General features: G+C 40.7%; 13 protein-coding genes and 1 other annotated feature. Of the genes, 9 read left to right on the top strand and 4 right to left on the bottom strand.

The features are described from left to right. Nucleotides 1–255: 255 nt before the first annotated feature. Genes T344_RS0109185 through T344_RS0109175 form a run of 3 tightly spaced genes read left to right on the top strand, consistent with a single transcriptional unit; the run spans nucleotide 256 to nucleotide 8,249 of the window. Complete coding sequence (locus T344_RS0109185) at nucleotides 256–1,524, top strand: S-layer homology domain-containing protein (protein ID WP_027628457.1); 1,269 nt, start codon at nucleotides 256–258, stop codon at nucleotides 1,522–1,524. An 8-nt stretch (nucleotides 1,525–1,532) separates the two neighbouring features. Beyond that, nucleotides 1,533–3,935 carry a hypothetical protein gene (locus T344_RS0109180; protein ID WP_027628456.1) on the top strand — a complete coding sequence of 801 codons (2,403 nt, stop codon included), beginning with the start codon at nucleotides 1,533–1,535 and terminating at the stop codon, nucleotides 3,933–3,935. A 21-nt stretch (nucleotides 3,936–3,956) separates the two neighbouring features. Further along, nucleotides 3,957–8,249 carry a hypothetical protein gene (locus T344_RS0109175; protein WP_027628455.1) on the top strand — a complete coding sequence of 1,431 codons (4,293 nt, stop codon included), beginning with the start codon at nucleotides 3,957–3,959 and terminating at the stop codon, nucleotides 8,247–8,249. Nucleotides 8,250–8,386: 137 nt separating this feature from the next. Here T344_RS0109175 and T344_RS31715 read toward each other — a convergent pair whose 3' ends face one another. Continuing rightward, nucleotides 8,387–8,515 (bottom strand): hypothetical protein, encoded by a 129-nt coding sequence (locus T344_RS31715; RefSeq protein WP_004629594.1) that lies wholly within the window; start codon nucleotides 8,513–8,515, stop codon nucleotides 8,387–8,389. A gap of 330 nt (nucleotides 8,516–8,845) precedes the next feature. Between T344_RS31715 and T344_RS30980 the strand changes: the two genes are divergently transcribed. The 3 genes from T344_RS30980 (at nucleotide 8,846) to T344_RS0109155 (ending at nucleotide 11,953) form a co-directional block, all read left to right on the top strand. Next, nucleotides 8,846–9,157, top strand: coding sequence for a hypothetical protein (locus tag T344_RS30980; protein ID WP_154669432.1), 312 nt, complete (start codon nucleotides 8,846–8,848; stop codon nucleotides 9,155–9,157). Nucleotides 9,158–9,281: 124 nt separating this feature from the next. Beyond that, the gene (locus tag T344_RS0109160; RefSeq protein ID WP_027628453.1) at nucleotides 9,282–9,962 is read left to right on the top strand and encodes a hypothetical protein; all 681 of its coding nucleotides are present in this window, start codon (nucleotides 9,282–9,284) and stop codon (nucleotides 9,960–9,962) included. A 68-nt stretch (nucleotides 9,963–10,030) separates the two neighbouring features. Continuing rightward, nucleotides 10,031–10,255 (top strand) — a binding site (T-box leader). Nucleotides 10,256–10,396: 141 nt separating this feature from the next. Next, a complete protein-coding gene (locus T344_RS0109155; protein ID WP_027628452.1) occupies nucleotides 10,397–11,953 on the top strand; it encodes a 2-isopropylmalate synthase in 1,557 nt (518 codons plus the stop codon). Nucleotides 11,954–12,027: 74 nt separating this feature from the next. Here T344_RS0109155 and T344_RS0109150 read toward each other — a convergent pair whose 3' ends face one another. The 3 genes from T344_RS0109150 to gltX all read right to left on the bottom strand — a co-directional run bounded on the left by T344_RS0109150 (nucleotide 12,028) and on the right by gltX (nucleotide 16,557). Next, entirely contained in the window at nucleotides 12,028–13,242 is a 1,215-nt protein-coding gene (locus T344_RS0109150; RefSeq protein ID WP_027628451.1) for a cofactor-independent phosphoglycerate mutase, read from the bottom strand. A 57-nt stretch (nucleotides 13,243–13,299) separates the two neighbouring features. Next, complete coding sequence (locus T344_RS0109145; protein WP_051571708.1) at nucleotides 13,300–15,018, bottom strand: glutamine--tRNA ligase/YqeY domain fusion protein; 1,719 nt, start codon at nucleotides 15,016–15,018, stop codon at nucleotides 13,300–13,302. Between the two features lie 87 nt (nucleotides 15,019–15,105). Continuing rightward, nucleotides 15,106–16,557 carry a glutamate--tRNA ligase gene (gene gltX, locus T344_RS0109140; RefSeq protein ID WP_027628449.1) on the bottom strand — a complete coding sequence of 484 codons (1,452 nt, stop codon included), beginning with the start codon at nucleotides 16,555–16,557 and terminating at the stop codon, nucleotides 15,106–15,108. Between the two features lie 950 nt (nucleotides 16,558–17,507). Here gltX and T344_RS0109135 point away from each other — a divergent pair. The 3 genes from T344_RS0109135 (at nucleotide 17,508) to T344_RS27895 (ending at nucleotide 20,178) form a co-directional block, all read left to right on the top strand. After that, nucleotides 17,508–17,894 carry a hypothetical protein gene (locus T344_RS0109135; RefSeq protein WP_027628448.1) on the top strand — a complete coding sequence of 129 codons (387 nt, stop codon included), beginning with the start codon at nucleotides 17,508–17,510 and terminating at the stop codon, nucleotides 17,892–17,894. Nucleotides 17,895–17,985: 91 nt separating this feature from the next. Beyond that, nucleotides 17,986–19,245 carry a hypothetical protein gene (locus T344_RS0109130; protein ID WP_027628447.1) on the top strand — a complete coding sequence of 420 codons (1,260 nt, stop codon included), beginning with the start codon at nucleotides 17,986–17,988 and terminating at the stop codon, nucleotides 19,243–19,245. Nucleotides 19,246–19,263: 18 nt separating this feature from the next. After that, nucleotides 19,264–20,178: an ABC transporter ATP-binding protein gene (locus T344_RS27895; protein WP_051571706.1), complete on the top strand. Its 915-nt coding sequence runs from the start codon at nucleotides 19,264–19,266 to the stop codon at nucleotides 20,176–20,178. The last annotated feature ends 204 nt before the right edge of the window (nucleotides 20,179–20,382 follow it).

Below are 20,382 nucleotides of genomic sequence, written 5' to 3'. Positions count from 1 at the left end.
ACAGCAATTCTTGAAAGTATTTTAAATATAAAAATCCTTTTTAACAAAAATCTTTTTTATCCAATCGGTCAAATTAATATGCACGCACAGGATTTTTTACATTCCGAAATTTAATGAAAACATGGAAATAAATCATAAGAAAGCTCACATTTTACGGTATGGCTTCAGCATGAAAACTCGTGACAGCTTTGGTATTCTGCCAAATAAAAACATCGCAAGAATAATTAAATTAACATAATAAAGGAGAATACAATCATGAAAGAATGTATGAAAAGAATAATGACACTGATCTTGACAGTATCAATTTTAGCGGTTACTGAAATCTGTACATTTGCAGAACCAGTTGATAATTTGAAATTTTCTGATGTAAAAGCTACTTCCTGGTATTATTCCTATGTCACGAAACTTATGGAACTTAAGATAACTGCCGGCATCGGCAATAACATGTTTGGACCGAATATGTCTGTTACACGGGCTGAATTCGTTACTTTCCTGTGCAATGTCAAGGGATATGAACAAATGCAGGGAAATCCATTTGCCGATTCTCAGAAAAGCTGGGCATCAGGTTATATAACAGCTGCTTTGGCAAACGGAATAATTGATCTGCCTGCTGATCAGAAATTCAACCCCAATTATGCAATAACAAGGCAGGAGGCGGCTGAAATGGTATGCAGGGCTTTGAATATAACTCCCGACGAAACAGCGGAATCGATCTATGTAGATGTTTCCAACGATGCAGGTTATTCTGCTGCGGCATATTACAACTATATCATGAGGGGATCAATTGAAAATAATAAGTTTTATTTCAAGCCGGATGACAAGCTTACCAGGGCTGAAACTGCCGCTATTATTGTCAATGCATATGATTACAATATTGATAAGCTGGATTATCTCAATAAAAAAATCAGTGAAGAAAAAGAAAAAAAAGATGAAGCTGAAACTAAAGCAAGGAGACATCAGGAATGGCTTGCCGGCATGGATAAGGGTGTGAGTAAGGAATTACTCAGCTGTACTGATCTATTGGGTGATTATTCCCTGGAGGAACAGCATTTCAGGCTTATGGATGATTTGGAAATCGGTGGTGAATGGCCCGAATGGAATGAAAAGTCAGGATTAGCCGGAGGTGCACTTGCAGATGAGCTGGTAAGTATTGGTAGAAGGGTAGTTGAACTATGGATAAATGCTGATTATAGAAAAACTGATATCATAAAAAATGATTGGGCAGGTGTAATGATTGAAGGCTACGATGTGGACAGTAAAATTAAAAAGATCAAGGATAATACATGGGTAAGAGAAGGATATTTTTATACCGGAAAAAGTCTTTTAACATACGATTCAGTAGATCAGCCAACTTTGAGAGGTACCATCCGCTATAGATGGATAAATCCATCCCAAAATACCGGTGAAAATAAAGTTGGAGTCTGGTATGAGGAAGATATAAAGTTAAGTTTTTACCCACAATATTCAGGAATGAAAGCTAATGGGTTTTGGTATCAACTTACTAAAACACGTACTGAAAAGTGAGGTTTAATGTGAAAAAATTTCTATCATTTTTCTTAGGTTTAGTAATTTTTTTAGGGTTGTTTTATCCATATGGAAATATATATGCTGGAGGTGGTGAAAATGATGTTCTTATACCTAAAAGTGATGGTAAACAACACCAAGCTCTCGAGTGGACAGTTCAGGGTATAAGTTCAACTGCACCAAAGCAAGCATTTGTCATTGCCTGGAACATCAGGTTTGAGACTCCTGACGGAAAACATGTTACTATTAATGTTCCACGTGCCATGACTTCATGGGATTCTCAGCCCAGAACTTATACCTACCCTCTCACTGATGAGTGGAAAGGCACTGCAGCAAGCGGAATGCTTGGGGGAAACTCGGTAGAAGACTTTGTAACCGATGAATATAAAGCATACTATAGAAAAATAATTGAAGATCCTGGCGGCTGTGATATAACAGCAAATGCAGAAATCCAAAAATATTGGTATGATAAGACCAAAACAGGCAGAGCTGCCTATACGCCCATTTCGACAGCAGAAGATCCATACTCCATTTCAGCTTCGGCTGAAGAACTGCTTGACTATTTTAAAGAGTATACGTCTTCATATTTATCCAATACAACGAGTCAATATTTCAACATAAGATTTCATATCCCCCAGAATAAGCCCGAACTGCCAAAACCGGCTGTAAAGCTGATTTTACCAATTGACGGTTCTACAGTTTTACAGGGAACCACGGTAGTTTTTAAAGGTACGGGAACAGGTGTACATCATATAAGCGGATTTGTGAACGGCCAATTTCTTGATGAACAAGGCAACCCAAATGACAGAATAAGAGAAGAAATGACCTATCAAACAACAGTAACTCTTGACGAGGTCAGAGATTACAAGTTTCAGATAAAGGGAAGAAATACACCGGATTCAACCGGTCAAGGTTCACAGCTTGCCGATTCGGCCATACATACCGTCCATGTGATAAAACCACCTCCTGATTCAGGGACTATTTACATTAGATGTCTTAACATGGATACCAATACCGAAATTCCCGATACTTCCCAGATTATTCCGGGTGTTCCGTTCGGAAAACCTAAAACCGTTACTTATCCTCCCGTATCAGCGTATAAGATTCAAGGTTCATATCAAACATTTTCCACGGTAATACCTGACAAGTCAAAAATGGGAACTGCTGCTTCCCAGACAGTGACATTATCATCAACAAATAAAAATGCCTATATTTACTTCTGGTATAAATCTGACCCGACCATCCCGCCAAAACCGCCCCCAAAAATTAATTATGACCCTATAGCCATTATCAACAATCCACCTGTTGCATATGCCGGAGATGATGTGTTAATTGACGGCAGCCGGTCCTATGATGAAGACGGCTATATAGAACACTATTATTGGGATTTGCCGGGTACATATGGTTATGATCCTTACAATACATATGAAAATAGTTTAGGTGACAATGAAAAGGGGACCACCTGGTATCCCGGAGCTGGAATATATGATATTGACCTGGAGGTAGTGGATGATGGTAATTGCTCCGGTTATGCCGGGAGCAGCATTCAAATAATAGAACCCAAACCGGAAGTAGTGATAGATATTTCAGCCGGCAAGATGAAAGAAAATCGAAAAATAACAATTGACACCTCTAAAAGCAAATCAGCTGCAAGATTTCCTATTGATTGGAACCTGACTGCATGGAGCATACAGCCTGTAAACGGCACCGGAGCTACCGGCGATTACGGAGTAAGGCTGTCAAACGGTACGGTATATAAAAACGTTAACGGAAAAGCTCAGTCATATAATAATGGTTTATGGACAAATACGGGTCTAGACTTCAATTCCGTGCTGAAGGGACAAAAAACTGTATATTTTCAGGCCAGGGACAGCGGGCAGTACAAAATTACTGTCTCTATGACCAATACTTTTGCATTTAACAGTGCGGTCCATTATTCAAATACCCTTGACAGAATCATTACGGTAGTTGAGGATTTGGCGCCTGTAGCAGATTTCAGCGGATCGGAAAGCAATATACGTGAATTTGAAAACCCTGTCGATGAAACCTCGCAAAAATACGGTATTATCACTGTTATTTGCACTTCAACCTCACCAGATGGTGATCCCATAGGCAAAAGAATCTGGTCTGCCAGGTATGACAGTGATAACGATATGGCCCAGGGCGCCGGTGTTTCTGCCGCCTTCGCAGATGAAACAACCATATATCCCTACTCAGGTGCCGATCCGTTTATAAGCGGGGTGAGATTGGTGGTTGATGGTGAATACGATTCAATAGCTGAAATCTGGTCCTATGAGGTTGGAAAATATACCGAAGCATTGCAGGTGTATGAAGATATTCCTGATTCTGAAACGGTTAAAGAATTGCTGCTGCCAGGTGATTATAAGAGCGATTACTTGAAAGGGTGGTAAAGGAATTAAACGGAGGATTTAATGAGCAAAAAGTATATATCTGCTATCTGGATTATAATTTTAATTTTATTGTTACACAGCAGCGGGGTTTTGGCAGTGAATGTACAGGATTTAAAAAACACCCCTCCTGTAGCAAATTTCACGGTTGAAAAAAGCCGTGAAGTTAAATTGCTTGTATTAACGGATTATGCCGGCACAGATAACGCCAATCTAAAAAATGCATTAACAAGTATGAAAAGCGAGCTTGCCAACTATGCGAAAATCAGCATGGAATATGCAAGTCCAACTGATATAACCATAGGAACACAGCGGGGCAATTATGTTAAGAATTATTGGGCCAAAACCGGATATGCTACTTACAGATGGTCGGGATATACCTTGAATATAACACCCTATGGCCAGGTACAGCAGCATAATGCAAGTAACGAATTACAAACCGAAGTATTTAATTACTCCAATGTAATAGAACTGCCGGAAGGCCAAACCCCAACCCAGCCTTATGGTGTGCCAACACGATATACCCGATCTGCCCTGCAGACACAAGTCTATGACTTTGGACAGCGTACTTATTATACGTATACATTTATCAATAATTCAGGTATATGCGAGGGACAGTTCAGCTATAACAGGGAGTATAATTACTATTATCCCAATGGGGCTGCTCAGCAAGGTTTTAAGGAATTGAACGCCGAGCCTGTATTTACATATGACACAGCCTGGTCAATTCAAGGCTCTCAGGATTCACCGGTAACAAATTCCGTAACCGGCTGGGATTTATCAAAATTAAACTATGAATTGACAGGTAATACTGATACATTTATAATTTTTGCTCTTAACAATGAGGATACAAACTATTACACTTCTCATTTGGCATCAAACTACAGATTGGGTCAGCTCAGGAGTGACAGCAGCCTTGGCAGGTATGTTAAAGATAGTGAGGCAAGAGTGTATTCCATTTGCTCAGATAATCTGGAGAATGTGAATCTTTCAGCAAATCCTCAGTACCCGGTGACATTTAACGGTCCAGCTCAGAATATTTCTTTAAGGGATTTGATTGAATCAAGCTTTGACGGCAGAAGCATAGGACACAAAAACATAACCGGCCTTGTTAATAAAATAAGAGAAAATGTCAAAAGACCGTCTGACAAGGTTGACATGATAGTGACTACTGATAAGGATATATCAAGTACAAACAGCTTTGTTGACAGCATAAAGGATAACATCAGCTCCGATGTGGATATCAAGACAAATATTGTAAACATGGATTCTCTTGAAGATGTGGACACCTGGAAAAAATATGTAACAAAAGGCGACTATAAGAGTTTTTCCCAATTTAATACTGATGCCATGCTCTTACTTTGTGGAAATGGGGACTTATGGGCACGGGGCAGTAATCTTATAGGCTGGAACAGCCAGGGTGAAGTATACGGTCTGTTTGGACAGAGTACAACAACTAAAACCTATAGCAGCTTTATTAAAATAGCTGCAGATGTAAAAGATGCATATTTCTACTATAGCAGCAGTGGATATTCCATTTATATAATAAGAAATGATGGGTCATTGTGGGTTTGCGGTGCCAATGGAGTGACATTCAATTCACGTCTTGGATATGACATGCCAATACAGTATCAGGAATTTACAAACACTTATTGGACCGGTGTAAGATCACTTGCTTTTGATGTTAATGAATTTTGGGTAATGTACATGGTAACGGATACAGGTGTATACAAGCGTGTGCTGGACTGGGATAACTCCATGGTGCCGCTGGCAAAAGACCCTTATGCTCCGGCAAATACCCAGTATATACTTGGTGTTGGCGGCAGTAGTCTTTATTATATATCTGCTGACGGAAATATAGATTATACATCCTGGTCAAACGGAAGTCCGCAAAGACCGCTTTATCACAGCGGGAAATTACCTTATCCGGTAAAGGATTTATCAGCGACCAGAGATACGGCAAGACAGGCGGTTATACTTTGCACTGATAATAAAGTGTATAATCTGCAGGGACAGGCATATTTCAGTACGCCGGTAAAACAGGCCATTCTTGGTAAATCTACATATGGTGTCAGTTACGTGCTAATGGATGATGGCAAAATATACAATAATACTTCCGGAGGCTGGAGCACTTATAATATACCTGTGGCCGATAAAATATTGTTTGTACAGGATAACAGCGGAGGAACCGGAGGACTTGTAGTAAGAACTCTCAGCGGTGAAATTGGTTACATAGGCCGTCTTAACTACGAAAATATATTTAAGACTGATATTACAGTTACTTATGATGCTGCAAGATATTATGCAAACAATGGGGGAGGAGTACCCACAGTCTTTGACGCTTCAGCAGGTGATACTGCCGCCGATTATTTACAAATAGGAAACCGTTTTTGCTATGTGAACAAGCAGGGTAATATTTGTTATATTAATTGTGATTATTTGGGTGTGGACGATTTTGGAATGCATAGATTTAAATACACCACTGTTAATTGCGGCAAGGCAGATTCAGTTTTTGATATAACCAGCAAGCCCGTAAAGGCATTTTCAAAATCAAAAATATTCAATACTCAGTTAAGGGAAGGTTCGGAGAGGTACTTTATATATATTTCCGATAATGTCAAGAAAGATACTTACTTTCATGCTCCGTCGGATTATTTGCTGTTGGATAATTTGGACAGCACGGTTTTAAATTATCTGAATGCTAACAGATTCAATATTTACGTTGTTTCTCCGGCCGAAGCCAGGGATTTAAAGCTGCAATATCCATATGTTCCTGTAAACAGGCAGCAGTATTCCTTAAGAGAATTGATATATAACTCTGTTATGGACAGCGCATTCTGCAAGGATGAAAACACCGTCAAAACTCTTATTGCAAGGAAGTATGACACATTTACAAAGCAAGGCAGCACAACACTAACAATATTGATAAACGAGGAAAGTGTCCGCTATAACCAGATTTACAGCGATTTTGAGCACGACCCGAAATATTCCGGCAAATGGCAGTATACCCACGACCCGACCTATTTTGATAATTCAAATGGACTGGACGGCAACTCAGGCAAATGGATCACTGAACCGTTGTACACCTTCAGCAAAGTTGGAAAATATACAGCAGTTGCACAATTCAGGGACAATCCGAAGGATGATAACAGGTTTGACAACTACAGGCTTTGGTCAAATGTTTCGGCTCCGGCTACAATTATTGTACACCGCAGGCCTATAGCCTTATTCAGCACACAGACAGCAGGCAGAGCGGGGGCAATCGTTAATCTGACATATCTGGATAAGTCTTATGATCCGGATCATAACCTGTCAAGAACAGATAAAGGTATTGCAGCCAGAGTATGGCAGTACAAGAAAGCCTCATCAGATACATGGCTTGAGGGAAAACCGGCAAGTCTTGCATACAATTCCGGTGTTTATCAGATAAGACTCAGCGTTAAGGATATTGAAGGTGCCTGGAGCAGTCCATATATAGATACAATTGATACAGTTAATGTTCCGCCGTCCATAAGTGCTGTTCCAACTGAATATAACGGCACCGGACCCGTTAACATAACAATTACGGCTTCCGATAATGGTGAAAATGACTTCGCATATATGCGTTATGCCGTCACCGGTAATACCGATTCCCCGGCTGCTTCACAGTGGGTAAAAGAAGTTGACGGGATTAAGGAAAGAACTATTACCCTAAACACAGACGGTACATATTATTTGCACATGGAAGCCTGTGATAAAGCTGGTCAAACCGGCAAAAATATGACCGGACCATATACTATCAACAATGTAAAGGCCGGACAGTTTTTTATTACCATGATGCTGGATGTGGGCTGGAGGGACTATTACTTCAATGTCGGCGGCGGGATCGATGACAATCATGACGGCGTAATCGACCGGTATCCCAGAAAGGCAAATACCGATATCGGTACAGTGAAAATGCCGATCAATTACTATGAGCTTGTTCCATATCAGAGATACTCTGTTAAGGCCGGTTACAGAGTTAAAGGCAAAATTGACATACAAGGGAACCCCGATGCGGCGTATTTTAAAATAAACTATTGGGTTAAGGGTACAATACACACTGATGTCGTGAGACTGACAAGTAATTCCGGAGATACCTACGGTTTTGAATGGATAATACCGCCCGAAACAGATGACAGGTCCTTTGTCAGCTTTGATTTGGAAATGAGGAAAGGGGACAGTATCTACGGTAACGAGAAGTGGATCGACGTTTGGGATTCAAGAAATACTTCCCGGATGGTTTTCTACATCAGGGGTAAGGCAATTGATGACATAATATATGTTCAAAGCCAGTAACAGCAGGAGTAATTTAAATAAATCCACAGCTGCATAAACATGAATAAAGTGAGTATAAAATTATTTTACCGGTTTGAATTTACATTAAAAGACCACGTAACCTGTTACATGGTCTTTTGTCCAATAAGAAATCATCATCAATCATCCAGCTTTCCTTTAAACTTATCACTGAACTTTGGATTATCAGGATTCTGAATGGCTGCTTGCTCTGCTTTGTTTTGTGCATTGGGTTTTGAGGTACTCTTGTTCTTTTTTCCTTTAAACATAAATAACTCCTTTGAGAGAGATTTTCCAAGATATTCAGTAATATAATCTGTAAATAGATAAATTTTATTCAGGACTTATCACTTGTTGATAATTAGTATAAAATGAAAATATAAATAAGTTAGAGAGGTATATTAAAAATGCTCTTCTATAGAAAAGCAATATTATGTTGTTTTTTAACACTATCATTGATACTTGCGGGTTTCTTACCGGCGAATAGCAAAAAACTTACAGAGAGTAAAATATATACTAATACAGAATTTAAGTTCTCACTAAATTATCCCGGGAACTGGTATTTTACTGATGATTCGCTGCCGGAACAAATAAACATTTTGTTGTCAAAAGAAGAACTTAATGTTGTCAAAAAGAATCCGGCAATGCTGGTAATTATCGGTTTGAAGGGTAAGAAAGGCAAGGAATTTGTAAAGAGTTATGAAGATGAATTTGATAAAAAGAATATTGAACCCAAGTCTTTTAAGATAAATAAAGAAATAACTGCTGATAAGTATTTTCTTGGAGAAAGGGTTTACTATGTGCTGTTCAGTTATAATGATCAATACTATATAACTATTTATAGTGCCGATAAGAAACAGAATTTTAATGAAGTTGAAGCTATTATTAAAACCATAACTATTAAAAAATAGCCTATGGTGCCAATGACTTTCAATTTGAACCCAAATGTTATTCTTTACATATTATGAAGTATGGAACACATTTTCCGTCAGAAGGTATATAAATGAATAACCGAAGGGAGGTCGCAGGCCAAATATGTCGGAGGCAGGCAATCTGAAGCAGAACGGTCAGCATAAGGAGTTTAACGGCTACGGAGGGATTGAAGATCTTGAAAGATATGTAGTTTTTGAGCTTGGGACAGGCTGGGAACAAAAAAAGAGTAAAAAAATAGAGCAAATTTTAAATTTCAAGCAAACTATTTTTGGGCCGGATAATCGGAATAACTGCACCCTGGCTTCCATAACCAGGATTATGAAGTATTACTCAGCGTTGGGGTTTCATGAGATTCCATCAGATATCCATGAGATATATGCCATAGTCAGGGAAATAGGAGTAAAGCACGGGTATGACCCGGAGAAATCAGGAATTTTGAGAGATTTATTCATATACACTCCCTTTGAAATAAAGACAATGGTTGGAGATACCTGGAAAAAGTTTGGTTATGAGCGCAGCAAGCCAAATAATATATATATTGGAAAATTAAAGGCAATTAAAAACAGTATAGATGACATGAATCCTGTATTGCTGAACATTGCTTGCGGTGATTATGAGGGGCATACCGTAACAGTTACCGGTTATAGAGAGTTCGGCAGCAGCAGGGAGCATTGTAACAACAGAACCTTTGTTCAGGTATATGACGGCTGGAGTGAAGATGTAAGATATATTGACTGGAAAAATTTCGGCATAACTCCGGCCAGTGTAACCAGAATGATTTAACCAGCCGGCACATCTCCTTAATTTGGTTATTGACAATTTTAAGCGATTAGGTTATCATTTAATAAATGTTAAAGGTAATGACTGGAAATATTAGAAATCTGAAAGCTTACAGAGAGCCGGCATTTGGTGCGAGCCGGCAGTCTTGATGATTTTGAACTCATCCACGAACTGCTGCCCGACAAGTAGGGTAAGCCGGAATTCCACCGTTACAGGGATAGATGGTAATAGCCGTCGAAAGAGCGAATTCTTAAGAATTAATTAGAGTGGTACCGCGAGTCAGCCTCGTCTCTATACTGAGAGGGGGCTTTTTGTTGTCCTGAAAAGTAAAAAAATTCTATAATTGAGGCTTTTCAAGACGAAAAACAGCTGTTCAAATTCCGGGTTTGAGCAGCTGACTGAAACTAAATATTAAATCATTTTATGGAGGTTTTTCTATGAGCAGAAAGATACTTGTACTTGACACAACTTTGCGGGACGGAGAACAGGTTCCCGGAGCCAAATTGAATCTGCATGAGAAAATTGAATTGGCACACCAGCTGAAGGCATTAAATGTTGATATCATTGAAGCCGGCTTTGCTGCTTCATCCCAGGGAGATTTCAATTCAATAAAAGAAATAGCGTCACAAATCGGTAACGGCAGCATCATGATTACTGCTCTGGCAAGAGCGGTAAAAAGTGATATTGATGCGGTATACCAGAGTATAAAAATGGCTCAAAATCCATTAATCCATATAGTGCTCGGGACATCTGAGGTTCACGTCAATAAAAAATTTAACAAGACAATGGAGGAAGTAATGGAAATGGGAGTGGATGCCGTAAAGTATGCCAAAACATTAATGCCCCATGTCCAGTATTCAACGGAAGACGCCTCCAGATCGGAATTCGAATATTTGTGGAAAACTATTGAGGCCGTTGTAAAAGCAGGGGCAACTATGATCAATATTCCTGACACAGTTGGTTATGCGGTGCCTGAAGAGTTCGGAGAACTCATAGGAAAGCTCAATTACCGTTTGAAAAATCTTAATGACAAGGTTATTTTGAGCGTTCACTGCCATAACGATACGGGGCTTGCCACAGCAAACACCCTGGCCGCCATAAAGAACGGTGCCGACAAAATCGAGTGTACAATCAACGGCCTTGGGGAAAGGGCGGGAAATGCGGCCCTTGAGGAAGTGGTGATGGCCATGAAACTGCGGTCTGCCTACTATGATGCCCACACCGATATCAATACAAAAGAAATTTGCAGAACTTCCAGACTGGTGAGCAATCTGACGGGACTGGACATACAGGTTAACAAGGCAATAACCGGGGACAATGCTTTTGCACATTCTTCGGGAATACATCAGGACGGTCTGCTCAAAGACAGAGCGGTTTATGAAGTCATTGCCCCGGAAGATGTGGGAGTGGAGAAAATGGATATAATCCTGACGGCCAGGTCGGGCCGCCACGCATTTCGGAATGCAGCCGAAAAACTGGGTTACAGGTATCATAGTGAAACGGAATTCGAAGCTCTCTTTAATCAATTTCTGGAACTTGCCGATGCTAAAAAGGAAGTTTACGACTATGACGTCTACTACCTGCTCCAAAGGCATAACAGCAGCAGGGCTGACGGCGGACACGGCAGTGCCGGTGCGGGGCTTGACCTTTACGAACTGGTTTCCTTCCAGGTAATAAGTAATGATATTTTTCCCACTGCCACAATCAAGCTGAAAAAAGGGAATGAGACCTTCAAGCACAGTGCTGTGGGAGATGGTCCAATCGATGCATTATATACGGCAATAAAGGATATTACAGGCCTGGATGTGGACCTTAAGGAATATAAGATCAGCAGCATGTCAAGAGGGAAGGAAGCGCTGGGAAGGGTCAGCATCAGGATCTGCCACGACGAAAAAATTTATACGGCCAGGGCCATGGACACAGACGTGATCAAGGCCAGTGCACTTGCCCTGATAAACGGGCTGAATGCAATAATTCTGGAAAAGGTGAATTGACAAAAGCACATTTCAAAAACAACCCCCGCAGACGGTGTTTCCAAGGGACACCGGCTGCGGGGGTAATAAATTCACTATATTTTTCCGGTTATGAACCAATCCATCAGTTTATAGCCTTCTCCGACGAAAATACCTGTCTTCCCGGCTTCTGCCTCATCATAGCACTGTGCCTCCGAAACAACTTCCCGGGTGCTGTCATATATTATGAACGGAACAGGTTCGGAAGTATGAGTGCGTAGACTCAGCGGTGTGGGATGGTCGGGGAGCACCAAAACCCTGTAATCCCTGTGCTTTTTCAGCCCTTCAAGTATGGGAGCGACAATTTTCTGGTCCAGGTATTCAATTGATTTTACCTTGTTTTCAATTTCATATCTGTGTCCGCACTCATCAGGAGCTTCAACATGGACATAAACAAAGTCTTTGCCGCTGTCCAGTTCTGCTATGGCAGCGTTGGCCTTTCCAATAAAATTTGTATGGATATTCCCTGTTGCTCCCTCTACGTCAACGGATTCCAGGCCTGCACACAGGCCGATGCCCTTTAACAGGTCAACTGCCGATATCATGGTTCCGGTCTTGCCGTACTTTTCACTGAAGGAGGCCAGAGCAGGTTTTCTGCCTTCTCCCCAGAGCCAAATTGAATTGGCCGGCCTGAGCCCGCGGTCTCTTCTGGACCGGTTTACGGGGTGATCCTTCAAAATATCGTAGCTCTTTATCATTAAGTCCAGCAACATTCCGGATTCTTCCTTTGGAAGATAATCGGTAACTTTTCTCTCTAGAATATCGTGGGGAGGAGTACAGCCCAGCCCTGTTTTTCCGTTGCTCCACACCAGACAATGCCGGTAGCTTATGCCTGGATAAAAATTAATGTTTTGGTTTTTCAAAGCTGCATTTACTGCTTCTATCAGTATCCGTGCCTCCTCGGTTGAGATTTCGTCGGAACTGTAATCGATCATGGTCCTGTCGGCATAGTTTGACTCGTCCTCCGATAAATAAACCAGATTGCAGCGAAGTGCCACATCGGTGGGCAGGAGGCTGATACCCATGCTGACAGCTTCCAGCGGAGAGCGTCCGGTATAGTATACCCGGGGGTTATAGCCCATAACCGAAAGGTTGGCTGCGTCACTTCCAGGAGGGATTCCTTCCGGAATAGTCTTGACCAGACCTACGGTACCTTTTTTGGCAAGCATATCTATATTCGGCTTTTTTGCATACTGCAGCGGTGTTTTGTTATCCAATTCCTTCATGGGATAATCTGCCATGCCGTCACCTAAAACAACAACATATTTCATATAATCTCCCTATCTGCGGGAGATAAATGAATCCCCCGCATGACCTCCATAAAATTATTAGCCCTTTGTAACCACCTTTGCCCAGGTGTCCTTAAGACCTACTGTCCGGTTGAAAATCAGCTTGTTTTCAGTTGAGTCGTTGTCAACACAATAGTAGCCCATTCTCAGGAATTGGAACCTGTCTCCGGGTTTTGCCCTTACGAGATCGGGCTCAACCATACAGTTCTCAATAATTTCAAGAGAATTTGGGTTAATATTTGATCTGAAATCCTTACCTTCTTCAACATCCTCGGGATCGATTTTCATAAACAGGTGATCATATAACCTGACCTCGGCTTTTACGGCGTGGGATGCCGATACCCAGTGAAGCGTACCTTTTACCTTCCTGCCGTCGGGGGAGTTGCCGCCCTTGGATTCAGGATCGTAAGTGCATCTCAGCTCGACGATCTCTCCGGTAGTCTCATCCTTTACCACACTCCGGCAGGTTATAAAGTAAGTGTTCTTTAAACGGACCTCTTTGCCGGGAGCCAAACGGAAGAATTTATTCGGAGGATCTTCCATAAAGTCATCCTGCTCAATATAAATTTCTCTTGAGAAAGGCAATTTTCTTGTGCCCATCTCAGGATTCTCGGGATTATTTTCCACATCAAACCATTCCACCTGACCCTCGGGGTAGTTTTCTATAACTACCTTCAACGGTCTTAATACGGCCATAACCCTTGATGCGCTGAAGTTCAGCTCATCTCTTATGCAATGTTCCAGCAGCGCAAAGTCAACAAGGCTGTTGTTTTTTGCAACACCTATTTTTTCACAGAAGGTCCTGATTGAGCCTGGAGTATATCCGCGCCTTCTCAGGCCTGAAATAGTGGGCATTCTGGGATCATCCCAGCCGCTCACATACTTTTCGTTCACCAGTTGAAGAAGTTTCCGTTTGCTCATCTGTGTATATGCCAGATTCAAACGTGCAAACTCGATCTGCCTTGGTTTTGCAGGCAGGTCAACATTCACCTTGACCCAGTCATAAAGAGGTCTGTGATCCTCAAACTCAAGGGAGCAGAGGGAATGGGTGATACCCTCCACAACGTCCTCAATGGGATGGGCATAATCATACATGGGATAGATGCACCATTGATCTCCGGTCCTGTGGTGATGCGCTCTGAGGATTCTGTATATGACCGGATCCCTCATGTTTATATTTGGTGAAGCCATATCGATTTTAGCTCTTAACACCTTTGAACCGTCGGGAAATTCACCGTTTTTCATTCTTTCGAATAAATCCAGGTTTTCCTCTACCGATCTCTCCCTGTAAGGGCTGTTTTTGCCGGGTTCGGTGAGAGTCCCCCTGTGCTCGCGTATCTGCTCGGCAGTCAGGTCACAGACAAAGGCTTTTCCGTCCTTGATAAGTTTAACTGCACATTCGTACATAGTACCGAAATATTCCGATGCATAAAATATATTGTCCCAGTTGAAACCCAGCCATTTTACATCCTCCTGGATGGACTCCACGTATTCCACATCTTCCTTGCTGGGGTTTGTATCGTCAAATCTAAGATTGCATTTGCCGCCATATTTCAGTGCAGTGCCAAAATCAATGCATATAGCTTTGGCATGGCCTATATGAAGATAACCGTTGGGTTCGGGAGGAAATCTTGTTCTTATAATATTATCGGGTACCCTCCCGGCGGCCAGGTCCTCATCAATAAAGTCATATATAAAGTTTGACGGGACGGGGTTTTCTTCTTCAATTGCCGGGTTGTTTATAATTTCGTCAGCCATTGTTTTACCTCCATATATAATAAGTCAAATTTTTTGACTGTCTGATTTGTATCTTACAGTATTATATAGCATATATAGTGTTTATAATCAGCAGCTTTTCAGCTTTTCGATACCAATTCCGATTCGCTTAAGGGTTTCTTCTTTTCCAAGGATATCAGCTATTTCGACAGCTCCGCCGGGAGTAACCGCCTTGCCTGAAACAGCGGTTCTTATAGGCCAGAGCATAAGACTGTTCTTAATACCCAGAGCTTCAATATGTGCAAACAGTGCTTCATGGATAGCATCAAAATTCCAGTCACTGATGGCTTCCAACACAGGAAGCACTGAATTCAGGCTTTCCAGAGAATTCTCAAGGGTGGTTTTGCTCTTCTTGTGAACATACATCTGTATATCATAATCGGGAAGCTCATCAATAAAGTCCACAGTTTCGGGTATGGTGGTCAGGATTTCGGTCCTTAGCTGCAGCAATTTGCTTAGCTTTATAGTGTCAATATTTTTGTTGGTTATGGCTTTTTCATAATAGGGCAGAGCCAGTTTGTGGAACTCTTCAACGGGCATTTTTCTGATATATTCGCCATTCATCCAGGTAAGTTTGTTTATATCAAAGATAGCCGGTGATTTACTGATACCCTTGATGTCGAAAATCTCCTCCAGCTCCTTAAGAGAGTAAATCTCTCTGTTGTCTCCGGGACTCCAGCCAAGGAGGACCACATAGTTTACTATTGCCTCAACCAGGTAACCCATGGAAACCAGGTCCTCAAAGGAAGGATCTCCGGCTCTCTTGCTGAGTTTTTGTCCTGAAGCCTTCAATATCAATGGAACATGTACATAGGTGGGAATATCCCAGCCGTATGCCTGGTACAAGAGATTGTACTTCGGTGTGGAGGCCAGGTACTCATTACCTCTTACAACATGTGAAATAGCCATCTGATGGTCATCTATAACATTGGCAAAGTTATAGGTGGGAAGCCCGTCGGTCTTTATGAGAATCTGGTCGTCAAGCTCGCTGTTGTCAACAGTAATTATCCCATAAACTGCATCTTCAAAGCTGGTTGTACCTGTGTCAGGCATTTTTTGTCTGATGACATAGGGTTCATTATTGGCAAGCTTGTGTTGGATTTCTTCCCTGGAAAGATTGAGACAGTGGCGGTCATATCTGTGGCCAAGGCCGGCAGTCTCCTGCTCTTCCTTAAGGGCGGCAAGCCTATCCTTGGAACAGAAGCAGTAATATGCTCCGCCTAAATCAACCAGCTTTTTGGCATATTCCAGATACATGCCCTTTCTTTCACTTTGCACATAGGGACCGTAAGCTCCGCCGATATCAGGACCCTCATCATGAACAAGTCCGGCCAGCTTTAAAGTCTTGTAAATAATATCAACCGCACCTTCAACAAAACGTTCCTGATCAGTATCCTCTATTCTTAAAATAAACTTTCCGTTTTCTTTTCTGGCTATCAAATATTCATACAGCGCGGTTCTCAAGTTGCCGATGTGCATGTAACCGGTTGGACTTGGTGCAAATCTGGTTCTGGTTTGCATGGTATCTAACTCCTTTCCGTAATATAGTATTATTTTTATTAAGAACAAAGGTGGCGTAACCACATTTGTCTGCGCCGGATATAACAAGAAAAATTCGCTTCGCTTGGTTTTTTAGTTCTTATTTCATAGCAAGCAAATTTTCTTTCGCTAGGGAACCCTAGGTTCCCTTCGACGAAATGTTTCACATTTCTGAGCACCCTCCTGAAACCGGAAAGGGGATTCCCCTTTTCAAACCCCGCGTATAGGAATTTATATAATTGGGATATTCTAGTGTACCACCCCAAACTCAGGATTAACAGTAAATAGACTTTCAATAAAAAGTTAAAATTCCTATACGCCAAAAAACCTTCCGTCCATATGCAGGACGAAAGGTTTAACTTCCGCGGTACCACCGTGCTTGGCAAAGCCCACTTTACAGAACGGACAAATAATAATCACCATTATTATTTGTTCATTCCTCTCTCTGTAACGGGAGCAAACCGTCAGGCTTACTTCATTTAATGTCAAATCCGCTTTGATTCTCTTGAAACCATTGGAGAATTGATTGATAAATGTTTCTTCAGCCCGAAGCTCGGATACCTGTTTCCATCAGTGTTCTTACCGGATTCCCACCATCTCCGGCTCTCTGCAGGTCAATTGCAGCACAATTGACTTTAAGAACTTAAAGAAGTACTTATTATCGTCATTGCTAATAAATTAATAGGTTGTTCTATATTATATTATTTTGAAATAATATGTGTCAAGGTTTCAATGAATTTACTTCAACTTTGTTTAACGAAAAAGCATATTCTACTTTCAAAAATAAAGCAGATTTAAGGCATATTTAGTCATTAGCATTAAAGCAAATGGGATTTATTGACAAATAAGCACAAAACTGCTATAGTAAGAATGGTTTAATCACTGCAGTGGATTTATAACTAATAAAAATTTACTTTACGGAGGTCATTAACATGAAAATAAAAAAAATATTGGGAATAGGTTTATTGGTTACCTGTTTAGCAATGTCATCATTTAGTATTTTTGCAAAGTCACCTGTAACCGGGTATTGTGGACAAATCAAATGTACCGGTTCCGTATCTTTTGGAACGGACTCTGCTTCTGCAACTACAAGTGCTGCTTCCTCATCGGTTCTCTGCACTGCGTCAGTTGAATATAAGTATGGATTTAACCAGGATACTTATATAGTTAGTTCAGATAACAGCTATCCATCCTCTTCAGTAACTGCATATGTCAATGCTGACCATTATAGTGTAAGGAACCTTGGAGCGATAGGAACACATGGTGTTTACGCTGCTTCCAGCTCATGGTATGATGTTTCTTCCATAGGAAGCTTCTGATTAAATGTTTTAATTAAAACTGATTCAGAGGTTGCTGTTAAATGTCTTACAGCAACCTCTGAATTTTATCCTTTTGTAAACAGGGGGACTTATGAAAAAGTACCTAAAAAACATATATATTATAGCAATCTTAATGATATTTTTAATTATGTCATACGGCTGTGGAAACAGCCAATATACAGAAAATACTTATATAGAAGGGCAGGACTTTCAATATATGTATTTCAGGCAGGGGGCAACTCCGATTATGGCTGAAACAGAGAACGGGTATTACTTTTTCAGCGGTTATTATCTGTACTATGCCGACAAGCAGACCATGAAGCCTGTGATTTTATGCAATAAACCAAATTGTGTGCATGATAAGGAGATCGACCCGAAAAAAGTTTATAACTGCAATGCTTTCTTTAGTAATGGCTCATCACCGTTTATAGCCTATTATGATGGCAATATTTATGTCATTAATACCATATTAGGTAAAGGCAGGCAGGAAACTGAGTTTTTGGAAGTGTCTTCTGACGGGACCAAAAGGAAAAGTATTTTAAAATTTGATGTTAAGCCGACATCTCTGGCATTCCATCGCGGCAAGTTATACTATGAACAGACTGCCTATGATAAAAATCAGAAGTCTGTTTACAGTATTAAAGAATTTGATATGAATAAGTTCAATGCAAAGCCTGAAACCATATATACAGGCTCCCTTGAAGGCGGACATATCCAGGATTTAATGTGCTACGGAGATAATCTATATTTTTTTGAATTTGCTCATAATAAAAAAAGCTTTACTAATATAAAAATGAGATATGATATTCTTACCGGAAAAGCCGGCAGACTTTTTACCGATATAGGTTCTGATGATTTGGAGCTTGCTTCATGCCCTTCAATATATAACGGGAAGATATATTATTCGGTATCAAAATGTAATGCAGATGGAACAGTACAAGCAAAAAATTCCTTCGTTTGTGATTTGGATGGAAGTAATAAGAAAGAAACTTTTAATATTGACAAAGACAGTGTATTTTTAGCAGACCGGCAGTATTTATACTCAAATGACATAATATGGTCGGCAGATGCAAAACCAAAGGAGCAGCAAAAGCTCAGAGTGCTGGACGGTAACGGCCAGGTTATAGACAGCATACATACCGGATCTATAAATGATAACAGCTCGGTACTTTGCGGGGGAGATCAGCACCTCTTTATTATTTCAGGCAATAAGGATAAGTTTCAGATATTTTATGCCGACAAAAAGCAGTTTGGGTCTGGAAAAATAGAATTAAAACCCTTCTTTGAAATAGATAGAGACCGTATGACACCTGCTATTGTAACAGGGAATGATTTAAATATTGAGAACTAGAAACTAGGAGAAAGCCGGATGGTACTAACAATTAGCAATATAACAAAAACCTATAAAAACAGTAATAAAAAGGCCCTTGATAACTTCAATGCATCCCTTACTGCCGGGGTATACGGGCTTCTGGGCCCTAACGGAGCAGGAAAGTCCACTCTCATGAATATAATAACAGATAATATTAAGGCTGATTCGGGCGATATAACTTTTAACGGTACAAGCATCAAGAGGATGGGAAAAGCCTTCAGGAATATACTAGGGTATATGCCCCAGCACCAGGGCTTATATGATGATTTTACTGCAAATCGTTTTTTATGGTATATGGCTGCGCTGAAGGGCTTGAAAAAGCAGGCGGCGAAAGAAAGAATAGAGTATGCGCTTGGTTTGGTCAATTTGCAAAAGGATGCGTATAAAAAGCTGGGTTCATTTTCAGGGGGTATGAAGCAGAGAATATTAATTGCTCAGGCTTTGCTGAACGATCCTGAAATACTGATCCTGGACGAGCCTACGGCAGGTCTTGACCCAAAGGAAAGAGTACATATCCGTAATTTTATTAGTGAAATTGCCCTGGATAAAATTGTTATATTTGCTACTCATGTTGTATCGGATATAGAATATGCCGCTAAAGAAGTTATATTTATTAAGCAGGGCAAACTTATTCTCCAGGACACTCCGTCAAAAGTTCTATCACAGGTGGAAAACAAGGTCTGGCTGGCGCACATACAGGTGGAAAAACTAAAGCAGATACAAAGCCTGTATATGGTCAGCAATATAGTAGGAGAAAAAAATAACCTTATAACAGTAAAAATAGTAGGAGATGATTTGCCTGCCGAGCTGAACGCCAATCCTGCACTGCCAAATCTGGAGGATTTATATCTTTATCTTTTTAATGACTTTAATGAGGAAAGACGGGTACAAAATGCGTTTACTGAAATATGAGTTTTATAAAGTGCTGTCCAAAAAGTTTCTGCTGATATTTGTTCTTATTTTGTATACTGTTAACTGCTACCTGTATATAAACGAGCAAAGCAATAAGGATATTCTGCTTCCAAGAGAATATGACAATCTGTTACAGGAGTATTCCCAACTATCTGCAAGTGAGGCACTGTCCCAAATAACAGAAAAGGGAAATGAGCTGTATGC

Origin of the sequence: Ruminiclostridium cellobioparum DSM 1351 = ATCC 15832 (assembly GCF_000621505.1) — a bacterium.
In the GTDB taxonomy this organism is placed as follows: Bacteria; Bacillota; Clostridia; order Acetivibrionales; family DSM-1351; genus Ruminiclostridium; species Ruminiclostridium cellobioparum.
The sequence above is the reverse complement of the archived record's forward strand: the minus strand, read 5'-3'. Positions and strand labels throughout refer to the sequence as shown.